Annotated in this window: 12 protein-coding genes, 1 tRNA gene and 2 pseudogenes; 12 read left to right on the forward strand and 3 right to left on the reverse strand. The window is 58.0% G+C overall.

Annotated features, from left to right (window positions below; translation table 11 throughout):
* Nucleotides 1–21: 21 nt before the first annotated feature.
* Together AB656_RS02060 and AB656_RS02065 are read right to left on the reverse strand one after the other, a co-directional pair.
* Nucleotides 22–1,509 (reverse strand): annotated as a pseudogene (locus AB656_RS02060) (WYL domain-containing transcriptional factor); the annotation flags it as partial.
* 160 nt (nucleotides 1,510–1,669) lie between these two features.
* Nucleotides 1,670–3,100 carry a UTP--glucose-1-phosphate uridylyltransferase gene (locus AB656_RS02065; RefSeq protein WP_033504415.1) on the reverse strand — a complete coding sequence of 477 codons (1,431 nt, stop codon included), beginning with the start codon at nucleotides 3,098–3,100 and terminating at the stop codon, nucleotides 1,670–1,672.
* 159 nt (nucleotides 3,101–3,259) lie between these two features.
* Between AB656_RS02065 and AB656_RS02070 the strand changes: the two genes are divergently transcribed.
* Nucleotides 3,260–3,333 (forward strand) — tRNA-Pro (locus tag AB656_RS02070).
* Between the two features lie 85 nt (nucleotides 3,334–3,418).
* Here the strand turns inward: AB656_RS02070 and AB656_RS02075 are convergent.
* Nucleotides 3,419–4,545: pseudogene (locus AB656_RS02075) on the reverse strand (IS256 family transposase).
* A 180-nt stretch (nucleotides 4,546–4,725) separates the two neighbouring features.
* Between AB656_RS02075 and AB656_RS08060 the strand changes: the two are divergent.
* The 11 genes from AB656_RS08060 (at nucleotide 4,726) to yicI (ending at nucleotide 15,765) form a co-directional block, all read left to right on the forward strand.
* Nucleotides 4,726–5,055: an extracellular solute-binding protein gene (locus AB656_RS08060; RefSeq protein WP_236681890.1), complete on the forward strand. Its 330-nt coding sequence runs from the start codon at nucleotides 4,726–4,728 to the stop codon at nucleotides 5,053–5,055.
* A gap of 225 nt (nucleotides 5,056–5,280) precedes the next feature.
* Entirely contained in the window at nucleotides 5,281–5,409 is a 129-nt protein-coding gene (locus tag AB656_RS08135) for a hypothetical protein (RefSeq protein ID WP_269078544.1), read from the forward strand.
* A 15-nt stretch (nucleotides 5,410–5,424) separates the two neighbouring features.
* Nucleotides 5,425–6,024 (forward strand): extracellular solute-binding protein, encoded by a 600-nt coding sequence (locus AB656_RS08065; protein WP_236681891.1) that lies wholly within the window; start codon nucleotides 5,425–5,427, stop codon nucleotides 6,022–6,024.
* 563 nt (nucleotides 6,025–6,587) lie between these two features.
* Complete coding sequence (locus tag AB656_RS08070; protein ID WP_236681892.1) at nucleotides 6,588–6,953, forward strand: carbohydrate ABC transporter permease; 366 nt, start codon at nucleotides 6,588–6,590, stop codon at nucleotides 6,951–6,953.
* A 220-nt stretch (nucleotides 6,954–7,173) separates the two neighbouring features.
* Entirely contained in the window at nucleotides 7,174–7,788 is a 615-nt protein-coding gene (locus tag AB656_RS02090) for a carbohydrate ABC transporter permease (protein ID WP_236681893.1), read from the forward strand.
* A complete protein-coding gene (locus AB656_RS07795; protein ID WP_236681894.1) occupies nucleotides 7,730–8,155 on the forward strand; it encodes a family 1 glycosylhydrolase in 426 nt (141 codons plus the stop codon). The genes AB656_RS02090 and AB656_RS07795 overlap by 59 nt, the downstream gene beginning before the upstream one ends.
* Nucleotides 8,156–8,866: 711 nt before the next feature.
* Entirely contained in the window at nucleotides 8,867–9,895 is a 1,029-nt protein-coding gene (locus tag AB656_RS02095) for a LacI family DNA-binding transcriptional regulator (RefSeq protein WP_033504416.1), read from the forward strand.
* 139 nt (nucleotides 9,896–10,034) lie between these two features.
* Complete coding sequence (locus AB656_RS02100) at nucleotides 10,035–11,351, forward strand: ABC transporter substrate-binding protein (RefSeq protein WP_033504417.1); 1,317 nt, start codon at nucleotides 10,035–10,037, stop codon at nucleotides 11,349–11,351.
* 223 nt (nucleotides 11,352–11,574) lie between these two features.
* Nucleotides 11,575–12,483: a carbohydrate ABC transporter permease gene (locus AB656_RS02105; protein WP_033504468.1), complete on the forward strand. Its 909-nt coding sequence runs from the start codon at nucleotides 11,575–11,577 to the stop codon at nucleotides 12,481–12,483.
* 3 nt (nucleotides 12,484–12,486) lie between these two features.
* Entirely contained in the window at nucleotides 12,487–13,344 is an 858-nt protein-coding gene (locus AB656_RS02110) for a carbohydrate ABC transporter permease (protein ID WP_033504419.1), read from the forward strand.
* Entirely contained in the window at nucleotides 13,345–15,765 is a 2,421-nt protein-coding gene (yicI, locus tag AB656_RS02115; protein WP_033504420.1) for an alpha-xylosidase, read from the forward strand. It abuts the gene before it with no gap.
* Nucleotides 15,766–15,875 lie beyond the last annotated feature (110 nt).

Raw genomic sequence — 15,875 nt, forward strand, 5'->3', positions numbered from 1 at the left:
TTCCGCTGTGGTCCCTTCCGCGGCGTCGCCGATGTCGGTCCAGACCGCAGCGTAATACAGGCCTTCATCGACGAAGATTTTCGCCGGGGCCACTACTTTGCGCCGTATGCGCCCCGCACCGTCGGTGTACTCCATGTCAAGCAGGGAATCGGTCTTAATGGCTCTTTGGACCAGTGAGAAGCTTGGTGGCTCAGTCTCGTAGCCGGTCAGTGAGAGCCAGGGGGTCTCCCCCGGTCCCACGTGCTTGCGCAGGCGCTGGTAAAGGGCCTCGGCCTGCTGGCGGGAGCGTTCTGGCAGCAGTGGCGAATGGGCCAGGTAGTTCAGTGAGGCGGTCAACATGCTCAAATACTGCGGGGAGATGCCAGCCAGACGCTCTAAGCCCAGGGAGTTGGTCGCCGAAACGACGCCTGCCTCGTCCAACAGGGTCCAGTCAATGTCAAAGAACTGGGATCCCGCCATCTCGCCGTCGTCCGAGACGGTGGTCAGGGTGTTGATATCCTGGTGGATGGTGTTAATGGATTTCTTAAGTTCCTCGGGTCCGCTGGCCTTGCCGATGAAGCGCTCGGCTAGCTCTGCCAACGAGAACTCCTCGCCTAAGTGGGCGGAGAGGAAGAGCATAAGCCTCAGGCGACGGTCCACTTCGGAGCCGGTCTGGAAAGCGGAGGAGGATTTGCGGGGGCGCGGCTGTCCATCGCCTTCGCCCTCGGCCTCCTCCGCTGCCTGCTGGAGCCGGCTGATGGCTGGGGTCACCACCGTGGCCGCCGTATCGCCGATGGACTCGTCGGCGAGCTCGAAATTGGTCGCCGCGTGCAGCCTGCGGCGGAAGGCGTCCACTGCCTCCTGGGGGCTGACGATGGTGGCACCGGGGTGCTCCAGGACGAACATGGCCAAATCATCCGAGTCGGTGTAGGCTACGTTCAGCTTCTCGCCATCCACATCTATCGTGGCCGCGAACCGCCTGGAGTCGATGACCTTGACCAGCGAGTCCGGGAGATGCTGGGTGCCCAGACCAGGTGCGATTGAATCCAAGCCTAGGCCAGGAATCGGCACCTGAGGCACGCGGGGTGTGGTCCTCGAGACTGGGCGCGCCGGCTGTGAGGCTTCTTGCGACATGGCGATTGAGCGGGCCAGGTAGTTGGCCGCAGCCAGGACAGGCAGGTCCTCTTGGTCGAACTGCATGCGGATTCGGGGCTCATCGCCCAGCTGAAGCCGGTAGGAGGCGAAGTCCTGGCCCTCGGATTTGGACGAGTACTCGGGCTGGCGGGATTCGATGGCGATGCCCATCGCGGCCAGCTTGGCCCGGTCCCTCTGGAACTGCTTGGCGAAGGCTGCTTTAGCGGCCTGATCGGCCAGCTCCCCGTAGGAGTCGGCATAGGCCTTGACCCGCTGAGCGATCTGCCGGGAAGTGAGCCATTGGGGGAAAGCGGATGACAATACGGCGAGGACATCTAGCTCGTGCTTGCCCCACTTATCCGAGAATCGCCGTCTGCCGTTCATTCCCTCTGCCATCAGTCCTCGCGTATCATTAATATGTTGTTGAAGGTGTGCGTGCAATTGCACGCACACCTTCTATCATAGGTTCTTTTACACGCTGTGAAAACCGGAATGTTCAAATCGGTCTGTCTTTTCGTGTCTAGCTGACCGCGTGTTCATCAGTCGGGCGGAGCGCCTAGATCCAGTCGTCCGGTTCCACCCCTTGCGGCCCGATGAACTGCCCATTGGGCACGTATGAGGGCCGCCCTGGGTCCTCTAACTTCGCGTCCGAGTACAAGGTGACGTCGCGCCCGAAAGTCCAGTCGCCTTGAATGGACACCGATTGGGCCGCGGCCAGCGCCGGCACACCGTAGGGGAAACGCTCGTTGAAGTCCGAGATGTTGCGGTAGTAGCGCTGGTCCAGCTGCACATTGGGGAAGATGTAGTTGCCGTCCTCCATTTCGTAAGAGTCGGTTAAGTGGAAACGGTCCGAACGCATGATGAACAAGTCGCTGGTGGTTTTGACTGGCAGGAAGCGCATACGATCGACTTTCACGCAGGTGGCTCCCTCGAAGAGCGAGGCGGCTGCCCCCATCGCGGTCTCCAGCTGGATGACGGCCGGTGTGGACGGATCGGCTGGGTCCACGGTCTTCTTGTTGATGATGACCGGCAGGGGCAGGATCCCCTGGTGCTCCTCCAGCTTGGCCTTGAGCGCGTCCACCCGCACCCAGATGCTGTTGGTGTTGAAGTAGGGGTGCTTGCGGATGCTCATGGCCGAAGCCTTGTCCCGTGGGTCGACCTGGGTCATCTCCCTGAGCAGCAGGCGGCCGCTCTTCTTGTCAACCACCAGGTGGCCACCCTTCCTGTCGGCTTCCGTGCGCTGGGCCACCTCGACCATGAAGGGCGAACCGGACTGGGCGAAGTGACCGGCCAGGGTGCGGGAGGGGCGGGCGCCTAGGTTGTCGGAATTGGAGATGAAGAGGTACTCGATGCCCTGGGCCTGAAGGGTGTCAAGCAGGCCGGACTCCCAAATCGTGGAGAAAAGGTCACCATGCCCCGGCGGGCACCATTCCAACTCCGGGTTGTCCGGGTATGACACAGGCTCGCCGGTCGCCAGGTCTATCTTGGGCTCGCTGTGCTGGATGATTTCGATGGGGACCTCGCTTTGCGCGAAGTTCTTGTTGCGGTGCACCACCCGTAGGGTGTCCGCGGAGGTGCGGAAGGAGTTCATCAGCGTCAACGGCAGTGGCACGTCCAACCGTTTGCGGGCCGTGATGACCTGGCCCAGGATGATGTCGAGGAAACGCATTTGCCGGGCTTTGTGCCGGCGCACGGGCAACAACGACTTGGCCTTCTCCAAGCCCATGGAAGTGCCCAGTCCCCCGTTCAGTTTGAGGAAAGCGGCTTTGGAGAATGCCTCCAAAGCGAAGTCCATGTCCATGGATTCGCGCACTTGTTTAAAGGTCGGCACGTCTTTGAGCGGAGTCACATCATGCTCGCGGATGCAGTGGTCCACATCCCCGTCGCTCCAGGTCTTATACATGTGTTCGAATTGCGCAATAGCCACGTCGCTCATCTGCTTATCGTGCATCTTCGCGCGGCAGTGTTCTAATGCCTTGGAATCCATCAGTCTCCTCCCTTGCGTTAGGACCAGTGTAATCGATGGTCATGCGGACGGCCAAAGGCGGTGGATGCAAGTGGGATAAGCTAACTGCCTGACGCGCCGAGCGATTGGCAAGACCTACCCTGTGTGCTACAGTTTTTCTTCGGTGCTTGTAGCACTGTTCGGGCCGTAGCGCAGTTTGGTAGCGCACTTGACTGGGGGTCAAGGGGTCGCGGGTTCAAATCCCGCCGGCCCGACGAGATAGCAAAATTCCAAGGCTTTCGGGCCTTGGAATTTTTCGTATGCCACCAATCGGGGTCTACGGGAGCTGAACGTGTTGTTTTAGGGTTTGGGTATGTGCCTGGTTGCGCGTCCATCGGATCCTGCTGTTGGGTGTCTGACGGGTGTGTCGAACTCGTTCCGATTGATGGCGGGACCGTAGTTGTCGGGCCCGTCCGTCTGCTGTCCGGTCCTTTGTTCCCATGCCGATTGCGGCTGGTGGTGCTTGTCCCTGATCAGGCTGGTGGGGTCGGGGTCGGCGCCTCTCATGTGGCATCGCCGTTCGCGGGCACGTCCCATGTGCCCCTCGGGCTGGCCGTGGCGGTTGCAGGAGGGTGCGTTTGATCAGGCAGTTGGGGCCACCCTCCAGCCGGTTGGCGGCGTTCCACTGGGCACTTTCGGTCGGGCCGGGTTCCAGGAAGGCGAAGCGCCGGCCCTTAAGGGGCAAGCGTTCCAGGCGCCGGTAGCGTCGCCTCAGCTCCTGGCGGGTTCGTCGCCAAGAGCCGTTTGCGGACTTGGGGTTGGTTCGGGTCGTTCTTGGCCATGGCGCGTTCGTTGATGGACCTCTTCCGCCGCTCGTGCCAGGCGTTGGGGGCCTCGCCCCACCGGGAGCGGGGTGCATGTCAGATCGGCCCTGGTGCTGCGCTGCGCGTGCACTGGGCAGCGTTGCATGCGTGTGCCGAGCTAGATGGCCCCGCGGACCTTCTGCGCGCCGCGCAGGCCTTCGGCGATGAGCGCGTCCGGCTGCGGGATGCGGGAGAAGGGGGCCGTGGGCGCCTCGGTGTTCTCGTAGTGGCAGCATCGCCGGTCGATGGCCTGTCCGCTGGCCCCGTCAGTCGCTATGACCCGGCTTCGGCGGTGGGCCATGTAGGTGCCGTGGGCCGTGACCGTGTGCTGGGCCATCCCCGTGCGGCTCGATGACGGGGTATGCTCCGGCGCCAGCCGACCTGTTTGCGCCGCGCCCGGGCCCCCGTGACCCCCGTCTGTTCCTGTGCCCCGCCCGAGGAGGCAGCCGGTCCAGGAACTCCTTCCGGCTGGGCGGACCGCAGACGGTCCGTGGGCCGTGCGGTGGACGTCAGCGAGCGGGACGGGCACATCCGCCGCGGCGAACCTGACGCCGCGCGCCAGTGCTTGCCCATCGGCCCGCGGTGTATCGGGCAATGTCTGGCCCTCTTCGACCTGGTCCTTATGCACCAATTGAACGGGACGCCACGCCCCCCCCGGCACCTCCCCTCCCCATGAAGACCCCGGGTTTATTGACGCCATCCGACACGACCACTGCCACAAGCCCAAACTCCCAACATAAACAACACGTTAAGTTCCCATAGGCCCTAAGTGCTTAGATTTGTATTTATTCGAGGAGGAATGTAATGCAGAGAATAAGTAAGAGAGGCTCGTGTGACGGATGCCGTGGTCTGCAGCCTGGCTACAATTGCCGGAATTTAGCCTGTGGACGTACCGAAGGTGGGGACGCCAAAGACACCGATTCCACTGTTTCCAGTATCGACAGCAAGCCAGCAAAGGGCGTTTTGACGCTTTGGCGATGGGAGCCGAAGGGAAGAAGCTTCCTGAGCTGGTCAAAGACTCTGAAAAGGAGAACTCCGAACGTTCATGTCAAAGTGACCTCTATACCTTGGGACTCCGCTCACGACAAGTTTCAGACAGCCATTGCGGCTGGCAATGGTCCAGATTTGGCCTAGATAATCAACACTTGGATGGCCGATTTCAGCAATGCCCTCTCGACCGTGCCAAGCAACCTCTCCATGGATGACATGGCATCCGGCCCCGTTGAGGGCGGTAAGGTCGATGGGTAAGCAGCTGGGTGTGCTTTGGTATATCGACACCCATGTCCTCTATACCGCACTGATCTGGCCCAGCAGGCCGGTTAGGGCCACGCTCCCAAGACCTGGGATGAGCTCAGCGCAATGGGCAAAGACATGAAGAAGCTGGACGGCACGCACTTCGGTCTCTACCTGAACCCTGCTGGAACGGACAACTTCATCGCTGATCTTCCATTCGCTTTTTCTGCTGGCACCTCGCTGACCGACGAGTAAGGTAAGAGGTGGACCTTGAACACCCCGGAGATGCGAAAGGCTATCACCTATACCAGCAATCTCTTCAAGGAAGGTATTGCAGATGTGAATGCCGATACCAGTGCGGGTACCAACATGGCCGCCTTCGCCTCGGGCAAAACCTCCATGATGATGGAAGGCTTCACTGCCATCGGCCAGGTGGAGCAGGTAGGTGGTCCTGATATGGGGAACAAGTTCACCACTGCTCCTCTGCCCAAGGGTGAGAAGGAGTCGGTTTCCTATTCGGGAGGCCGCGACATGGTTGTATTCAAGGACTCTAAGAACAAGGATGCCGCCTGGAAGATGACCAAGTGGATGAGCAAGCCTGAGACCCAGGCCAAGTGGTACAAGCTTTCCGCCGATCTTCCGACCTCGTCCAAGGCTTGGGAGGATCCGGAGCTGAAGAATGATGAGAAGCTGACCTCTTTTGCCATCCAAATGAAGAGCATGAAGGCTACCCCGTCCGTCATCACCTGTGCACAGGTCAGTGCTTCGGTCGATAAAATCATGGAGCAAATCAACAAGGGTGCCTTCAGTGTTGACAATGGTCTGGAACAGTTCCAGTCCGAGGCGGAATCAGCCGGGATGGGCAACTGAACATGAGTCGTAAGCATCCGTCGAAGGATACGGGGGTGGGCGTTCGTCCTCGCTCCTCCGTCGTAGGCGGACCCTCGTCGCATGGGGTCCGCCTTGTCCTTCACCCTTGTCTTCGTGGTTTTCATGCTCTTGCCCACTTCTGTCCTCTTTGATGATGTCGTTTACCGATATCACAGCAAGGGACCTCAAGACTTCTTTCAATGTCAACTTTGTCGGGCTTCAGCAGCACGCGACGCTGTTCAAGGATTCCCAGTTCTTGCGGCCCCTCGATATCGCCGGCATTTTCGTGGTGGTCTGGCTGCCCCATAACCATGGCCCTGGCGCTTTGTTTTGCTGTAGCCTTTAATAAGGGCGCCAAGCACTTGAACAGTTTCTTCCGAGCTCTGTATTATGCTCTGGTCGCGTCCAGTGTGGTGGCTGTTTCAGTGGTTTGGCGATATATCCTGCAACGCAGTGGACTGCTCAACGACGCCCTGGCCCTGGTCGGGATTCAGGGCCCGGATTGTTTGCATGACATCCGTTTCTCTCTGCCAGCTCTGATTGTCATGACCACATGACGCAACATGGGTACCCTGATGATCATCTTCCTTGCCGTACTCCAGGCCGTTCCTGAGGATGTCAAGGAGGCGGCGGCCATAGATGGCGCATCCAAGACGAGGACATTCTGGAGCATCACCATGCCCCTCCTGAGGCCGACTCTGCTCTTGGGGGCCGTGCTCCTGTTAGTGACCTACCTGCAGTTCTTCGAGGAATTTTTCGTCATGACCCAGGGTGGGCCCCTGAACTCGGCACTGTCCGCTTCCTACTATGTCTACCCGCAGTTCAGCTTCGGGCAGTGCGGCTTGTCATCAGCGGCCAGTTACATCCTCTTCATCATCATCGCCTTGGTCAGCGCCCTGCAGTTCCGGGTGCTCCGCACGCAGGAATGAGGCAATCATGACTTCTGCATATTCCGGTTCTGCTCAAGCGGGCCGGACCAAGCCCTCCCTATGGAAGAGGTTTATGAGGGGACGCAGTCTTACCTATACGGTTCTGGCCGTGGTCGGTTTGGCCTGGATATTCGCCGTCATATGGATGGCCTTGGGTTCGATTAAGGGCTAGGGGGAGATCCTCTCTACCCCTCCTACTTTCTGGCCGGAGAACTCGACGGTGGAGAACTATGCCAAGTGGTTCGGACAGCTCAACTTTGTGACCTACTTTGTCAACAGCATGATTGTAGCGGTGATTACGGTCCTGGGGAGCGTGGTCTTCTGCTTCATGGTCGGATATGCGCTGGCAAAGATGGATTTCGCGGGCAAACGCATTCCCTTCGGTGCCGTCGTGATCACCCTCATGGTGCCCAGTGTCTTGACTTGTGTACCGCTCTTTGTCATTGTGTCCGACATGGGGTTGCCCAATACCTATTGGGCCCTGATCCTGCCTTTCCTGACCCAGCCCATTGGTGTATTCCTGGTGAGACAGTTCATGATGGGGATTCCGGATGCCCTTCTAGAAGCGGCCCGGGTGGATGGTGCTGGTGAGCTAAGGATCTTCTGGTCCATGGTCCTTCTCCGGTGCGAGCTGCCTTTTGCAACCCTGAGTATTTTGACCTTCCTATCCTCTTGGAACAACTTCCTGTGGCTATTGGTCGCTATGCAGACCAACGATCGTTATACCTTGCCGGTGGCGCTTTCCTTGTACTCGACAGGGCAAAACGCCACCAATTATGGAGTCTTGTTGGCGGGCGCGGTTTGGTCATTACGCCGATTCTGCTGCTCTTTGTAGCCCTGCAGCGCTACTTCATCCAAGGTGTAGCTATGACCGGCATCAAGTAATTCCAGCTTTCCATGCCCAGGCTTGCCTCTGGACAATCATTGGACCAGAGAGGCCCCTGCCCATCGTCGACGGTGTAGAGCGTATCCTGACCGGCTGCGAGTTTTACCCCCAATCCGTGGAACACGCAGTCCACCATACTTGGGATGTGGCTGACCACGTTCCGGTAGTGGCTACCGGAAACAGGATTGCCATCGGTGACGACTCTCGGCGCATCGAATATGCATACTATGCCTTGGCTGGGCTCCATAAGGCCATGGACGATGGGATAGACATGCGGGGCTATCTGCATTGGTCTTTGCTCGACAACTACGAATAGAGCTCGGTTAAACCCACCTCTGGTTTGGCTTCAAGCGATCCTGACACCTTCGAGAGGATTCCCAAGCCTTCAATGAAGTGGTTGGGCAGAGTTGCGCAAACTGGTGCGCTGAGCCATCCTTGAGTCGTCCACCATCAGGGAAGTAAGTTATATGTGGATTGCCTGTTTGTTGATGGGTTGGTTGCTTTTGGATTGTCAATATCTCCAAGCTGTGGTTCCTGCCAGGAAGTGCATCGAGTTTGACCTGTCTCGATCATTGTTCGGGTCCAGATTTTCCGTAGGGGCGTGAATCCGAATTGATTGCTCATGCTGTCATCAATTCGGGTTCTGCTTTTAATCTGTGGACTGGTTCAGGTAAACGGTATGTTTGTTCCCCCCCCCCACTGGACTGTAGCGACACACCAAGCTGGACGCCAGCGTCAAATGGTGTGGCTAATGAGGAGGACCGTCACGTCCAGGCTGTGGAACGGTTGACCAAGTATGTCATGTCCTGAAATTAGGTTTCGGGGTCAGGGGGGCATCGCCCATACCCGAGCGCGTGGCAATATCGAATACCTGCTCCGACTATCGGATACGACTGAAGCCTGCCCCTTCCCTATTCGTATTGACGGGATGGCCTGTTTCGTATCGTTTCGGAGCGATTCCGCCTAAGCGGCGGATAAGCAATGATATATTTGGTCATGCTCACTTCCCCTTTCCCCAGGAGGTCTCGTGGCTGGGATTAAGGATGTCGCCGCTGAAGCCGGAGTTTCCATCAGTACCGTTTCATATGTCCTCTCGGGAAAACGACGAGTCAGCGATGAGACCAAGTTAAAGGTTCTTGAGGCTGCTCGTCTCTTGGATTACCGTCCCAGGCGGGGGGCCGCCATGCTGCGCCAAGGGGCCCGGACCAGGTTGATAGCACTGAGTTCCCCCATGCACAGCTACACCGACTACAGCAACTATGCCGCATTTTTCTTCGCCGTTGTAGGCAGGGCGCGTCGCTACCACTACAATGTCGTGCTGCTTATGGATGAAAACGAGGAGGATGAACTGCTGCGGATGTCGTACAGCGGCATCGTCGACGGGGTACTGCTGCTGGACGTCAATACCGACGATGAGCGAGTGGCTCATGCGCGAACATCCATGGTGCCCTATGTCTCTATCGGTTGCGCGAAGGATCATGCGGACCTTGTTTCCGTGGATACCGATTTCGAGGCCATGGGAAGGATGGCCATTGATGAGTTCTACCGGTTGGAGCATCGGAATGTGCTCATGATCGGAGCCGGTGAAGAAAGCTACCGCCAAGGATCGAACTTCCTGGTCCGGACCAGGGAATCCGTTGAAATGCGAGCAAAGGTGCTGGGAATGCACCTAGACTTCCAATACTCCACCGGCGATGACGCAGTGCACGTGGAGGAGGTGATTGCGTCAGCCTACAAGCAGACCCCGGGCATAACGGCGATTATGGCCCAAACCAACATCAGTCACATGAATAACGTCATCGGTTCCTTGTCCATACGAGGCAAGTCCATTCCCGGCGATGTATCGCTCCTAGCCTTGAGCACCTTCGGCAACGCTTCGGTCATGGAACAGCCCATAGATGAGATTCCCATGCAGCCCAACCAGACATGCTCCCGCGGAGTGGACATGCTCATGGATCGTATTGAAGGGCGTGAATCCAGTATCGGGACGGTTGAGCTGATTCCTTCGATTTACCTTCGCCGAGGATCGGTCGGCCCAGTTCCCGGTAGAGGCTGAACGGCCCGTACCTCCAACTGAAACGACTTGTCGAAAAATGTCGAAATAGTCGGCCGATGATAGTGCCATAAATATATTAAGTACAGGTTATACATCGCGGATAACCCTTGAGCAATGAGGCCGAAAGGAGAAGACTCCAATGAAGGTGTCTAAAAAAATCATGGCGGCGACAACAGCCGTGGCGAGTCTCGTGGGACTTGCATCCTTGTCTGGTTGCGGCGGCAGTAACAGCGCCCAGGAGGAGCGCCCTGATTCCATCAAGATCTGGTACTACGAGGAGGATACCGGCGCACAGGGCAAAGCCTGGAAGCAGGCCATCGCCGATTACCAGAAGAAGACCGGAGTCAAGGTCAACTTCGAGAAGAAGACCTTCGAGCAGATCAGGCAGAATGCCAGCCAGATTCTGAATTCCGACGATGCCCCCGATGTCATGGAGTATAACAAGGGCAACGCCACGGCCGGCCTGCTCTCGAGCCAGGGACTGCTGTCCAACCTGAACGACTACGTCAAGAAGTACGACTGGGATAAGAAGATTACCGGATCACTCGCCGCCCCCGGTAAGTATGACGAGAAGGGCGTCATGGGATCAGGTGATTGGTATGGCATCACCACCTACGGCGAGGACGTGATGATGTACTACAACACGGACATGTTCGAAAAGTACAACATCGCCATTCCCACGACCATGTCCGAGCTGGAAGCGGCCATGCAGAAATTCAAGGACAACGGCGTAACACCGTTGTCCGAGGGCGTGGCTGAGTATCCTTTGCAGCACCTCTGGTGGCAGCTGGTCCTGCAGAAGGCGGATACCAAGCTAATCAACGCCTACCAGCGCTATGACGGCAAGGTCGACTGGGAGGGTCCCGCTATGACCTATGCCACTGACACCATCAAGGACTGGGTCGACAAGGGGTACATCAGCAAGGACTCCACCGGTCTCAAGGCAGAGGATGCCGGGCAGAACTTCATGAAGGGCACCTACCCCATGTTCTTCTCGGGATCATGGTGGTTCGGACGCTTCCAGAATGATGTTCCAAACCTCAAGTGGAAGGTCGGTCTCTTCCCCGAAGCCAAGAAGATTCCTGGCGGATCAGGTAATATCTGGGTTATTCCCGAGCGTTCTAAGAAGAAGGACGCAGCTGCCGAGTTCATCAACATGACCCTGAGCGAGGAAAACCAGAACTTGATGGGCAACTCCGGTGGCCTGCCCATCGCCGCTAATTCCAATAAGATAGTCGATCCCAAGAGCAAGGAACTGATATCAGGGTTCAACGAGGTCATCAAGGATGACCGTCTGGGTTACTATCCCGATTGGCCCACTTCCTCACTCTATGACGAGCTCGATGCCGGCCTGCAGGAGCTGGTCAACGGTACCAAGGCCCCCAAGGACGTGCTTGAGGAACTTCAAGGCAAGTACGACAAGGGTGTTGAGACGTCAGGCGTGAAGCAGAAGTAAACGCAAGATCGCTCGGATTACCCGATCAGTCGATCTGAGCCTGGTTTTATTCACCAGGTAGTCCCGCAGCGCCGGTCAACGGATCAGCTCCCATCAGGGAGTGGATTTACGGCCCTGCGGGACATCACTCGGACATCATTTGTGTATGAGGAAGTGAAACATGGGATCACGAAGAAAGAAAGGCGCCAAATCGGTCTCCGCCAGGACCGAGGAAGAGCGCGGGATGTCCCGGATACCGGGTAATCCGTCTAACCGCTTCTGGTTGTATCTGATACCAGGCCTGTTGGTCCTGCTTTGGATTATTATCGTGCCGGCCATCTGGAACATCTATCTGAGCTTCACCAGCTACCGAGGCATACGTCCGCCGAAGTGGGCTGGGTTGGATAACTGGTCCAGACTCATAAGGGATGCCACCTTCTGGGCTTCCTTTCGCAACTCGATCTGGATGATTGTGGCCATGGTGGTCATTCCCATCCTGATTGGTCTGATTCTGGCCTCTCTGGTGTTCGACGTGGTGCAGAAGCGTTTCGGCGCCAAGACCGCTTCGACCATGAGGGCCATCTATTACTTCCCCCAGTTGCTGCCCATCTCCGTGGCCGCTCTTGTCATGGGCTGGATTTTCCGGCCAGAGAACGGGGCACTCAATGCCATTCTGAAGGGGATAGGCCTGGGGCGCTTACAACACAACTGGCTGGGATCGCCTGATACGGCTTTGATATTCCTGATGATCATCATGATTTGGATTCAGCTGGGTTATCCGTTGGTCATCTTCATGTCTGGTCTGCAGAGGGTCAATCCGGAACTGTACGAGGCGGCCAGTCTGGATGGGGCCAACTGGTGGCAGCGGTTCAAGGTCATCACCCTGCCGGCCATCAAGCCCGAGATTTTCGTGGTTGCCCTGACCTGCACCATCGCAGCCCTGAAGGTCTTCGCTCCTGTATACATGCTGACCAAGGGAGGCCCTGGCGACAGCACCATCGTGCCCTCCTATTACTCCTATACCCAGTTCTTCCAGTCCCAGCAGGTCGGGTACGGAGCGGCCATAGCAACTGCCCTGACGGTGGTCATCATCATCATATCGATTGTCTTCACCAACCTTCAGCAGCGAGTTGAGAAAGAGGATGAGGAGTAAGACATGAGTGCACATACCACGCTTCCCAAAGCAAGGAAGAACCGGACGATGGGAGACTGGGCCATTCTGGTCCTGCTGATCATCGGCGGTCTGATCATGCTTTTCCCCTTCTTCATCCTTCTCCTCAACGCCTTTAAGACCGCGGCCGATTACAACGCATCAGGCCCGCTCTCATGGCCCAGCGAATTCAGCCTGGCCGGCCTGGAGAAGTTCTGGACCAGGGTCAGGTTCCCCCAAAAGGTTTGGAACAGCATCTGGATCAGCGGACTGGTGTCGGTTCTAGCGGTCGGTCTCTCCGTGCTGAATTCCTTCGCACTGGGCATTGGACGGGTCAAGGGTCGGCGGTGGATCACTCTGCTGATCATGCTTGCCAACATGATGCCCCAGGAGGCCCTGCTCTACCCGCTTTACATCATGTTCAAAGGCATGGGCCTCTACAACTCCCAGTGGGCCATCGTAATCATATTCACCGTCATACAGAGCGCTTTCGGTACCTACCTGCTCTCCTCGGTCTATGGCACCTTCCCCAAGGCCATCCTTGAGGCCGCCACCATCGACGGTGCCAGCAGGTGGAGGGTGCTCAAGGACATCGTCTTCCCCATATCCACGCCCACGCTGAGTGTCATGCTGGTCTTCTTCTTCATCTGGACCTGGAACGAGTACATGATCCCCATGGCCTTCTTGATTGACAACTCCAAGCAGACCGTCCCGATTGCCATCGCCTCCCTGACAGGAGACAGGCTTATGGATGTGACAACCACGGCTGCGGCCTCATTGATTAGCATCGTACCCACACTAATCTTCTACCTCGTCTTCCAGCGCACCCTCTCCAGGGGCATTACGACAGGAGCAGTGAAATAAATGAAATTCACCAATGGATACTGGTTGACTCGGCCTGGGGTCGAGGCTCTGTATGCCCGTTCGCCTTATGAACTATCGGTGGGCGATGATGGCAAAAGCATAGACGTGCTGGCCACTACGCAGGTAATTCATGATAGGGCGAATACACTCAATCTTCCAATCTTCCGCATTCATGCCTCATCACCGGCAGAGGGCATAATTCGTGTCCAAGCCTCGCACTGGAAGGGCAGCAGGGTCTGCCCCGGGTTCCCAATCAATGAGCAGGATTCCGACGGGGGAAGCGTAACCGCCAGCGCCCAGGGCCTTGGCGATGGTGAGATCGGCGAGGAAGGTGCCACCGTCCGCCTGGACAGCGGTGACCTGAGCCTGACCGTGACCAAGGGCGACTCCTTCGATATGACCTTTAGGTGCGGTGAAAGGGAGCTGACCCATGCCCGGGGCAAGTCCCTGGCCAGGTTCCTTCTTGGGCCTGACGCGGCGGTGTCCACCCAACCGGTTGGGGAGTTCGGCGTTTCCCCCACGGCCAGTGCCTATGACGAGTCGCCGGTCTTCACCTCCATCCAGCTTGGCCTGGGTGTGGGTGAGCGGGTCTATGGCTTCGGCGAACGGTTTGGCCCCTATCTGAAGAACGGTCAGACCGTAGACATCTGGAACGAGGACGGCGGCACCGCCAGCGAGCAGGGTTATAAGGACATCCCCTTCTACATGACCAGCAATGGGTATGGCGTCCTGGTCAACAACAGGGGGCACGTCTCCTTCGAGGTGGCCACTGAGAACACCGAGACCGTACAGTTCAGTGTGCCCGGCGAGACCATCGACTTCTACCTGATTGCAGGGCCTCATCCCAAGCGGATTCTGGAGAGGTACACCGCCCTGGTCGGCAGGGCCGCCAAAGTTCCAGCCTGGTCATATGGCCTCTGGCTGACCACCTCCTTCACCACCAAGTACGATGAGCAGACGGTCACCTCCATGATTGACGGCATGGCCGGGAGGGACATACCGCTCAGCGTCTTCCACTACGACTGCTACTGGATGCGTGAGTTCCACTGGACCGACTTCCAATGGGACAAGCGGTTCTTCCCCGATATCGAGGGAACCCTGAGCCGCCTCCACCAGGACAGGGGTCTGCACGTCTGCGCCTGGATCAATCCCTATATCGGTCAGGAAAGCGCACTCTTCGATGAAGGGGCCGCCAAGGGCTACCTGGTACGTAAACCCAACGGTAACATCTGGCAGACCGACCTATGGCAGGCCGGCATGGGACTGGTGGACTTCACCAATCCCCAGGCCCGCGACTGGTACAAGGAGAAGATAAAGACCCTCCTGAACCAGGGGGTCGATGCCATCAAGACTGATTTCGGTGAGCGCATCCCCTCGGATGTGGTCTGGTTCGATGGGTCTAATCCTACCACTATGCACAACTGGTACACCCAGCTGTACAACCAGACGGTTTTCGATGCCATCGAGGAGGCCCGTGGCAAGGGGCAGGCCTGCCTGTACGCCAGGTCGGCGACCGTCGGTGGGCAGCAGCAACCGGTCCATTGGGGCGGGGACTGTGAGTCCACTTTTAACGGCATGGCCCAGACCCTCCGAGCCGGTCTCTCACTGGCCAGCTCCGGTTTCGGCTTCTGGAGCCACGATATCGGCGGTTTCGAGGGTACCCATCCCGATCCAGCGGTTTACAAGCGTTGGATAGCATTCGGGCTGCTCTCCTCCCACTCCCGTCTGCACGGCTCCACCGTCTATCGGGTGCCTTGGCTCTTCGACCAGGAGGACGAACGCCGGGGTGTGGTCAATCCTCCTGAGCAGACCGCCGTGAGTGTGTTGCGTGAGTTCACGAACATGAAGATATCGCTCATGCCTTACCTCTACCAGGTAGGACTCGGGGCGCATGAGGAAGGCCTGCCGGTCATGCGGTCTATGTTCATAGAGTTTCCCGATGATCTGACCGCCCGGGACTGTGACCGACAGTACATGTTGGGTCCTTCTCTGCTGGTAGCCCCGGTCTTCTCCTACTCCGGAGACGTGGACTGCTACCTGCCCAAGGGAGTGTGGACCAACTGGTTCACCGGCAAGCAGGAAGACTGCCGCCAGGCCGGTCGTTGGATCAGTGAGCAGGATGGTTTCGATACCGTGCCGTTCTGGGTTCGAGACGGAACCGTCCTGGTCACCCGGGAGGGTCAGGCCAGCACTGAGTACGCCTATGGAACCGATGCCACGGTTTCCGTTTTCCTGGCCCAGGACGGCAAGGCCCAGACCCGTGTCCGGGACGAGGCAGGCGACGATGTTGTCTTCTTCGCCGAGCGCAATGGGAATCAGGTGACTATCGCTTCCTCAGACGGTCGCGACTTCACCGGTTGCCTGGGCAGGGGCGAGGGTGTGCGCTCGCAGGATGGGCGAGTGGTTCTGACTGTCGCATAGGCAGGCATTTGTGTGTCGCTGCGGTCCATGTACTGCGGACTGCAGCGACACACCAGGATGGATGCCAGCTCGAAATGCGGCGTGACATATGAGTTGTCAGAAAAAAGCGA

The sequence above is a fragment of the Bifidobacterium actinocoloniiforme DSM 22766 genome, from assembly GCF_001263395.1.
In the GTDB taxonomy this organism is placed as follows: Bacteria; Actinomycetota; Actinomycetes; order Actinomycetales; family Bifidobacteriaceae; genus Bombiscardovia; species Bombiscardovia actinocoloniiformis.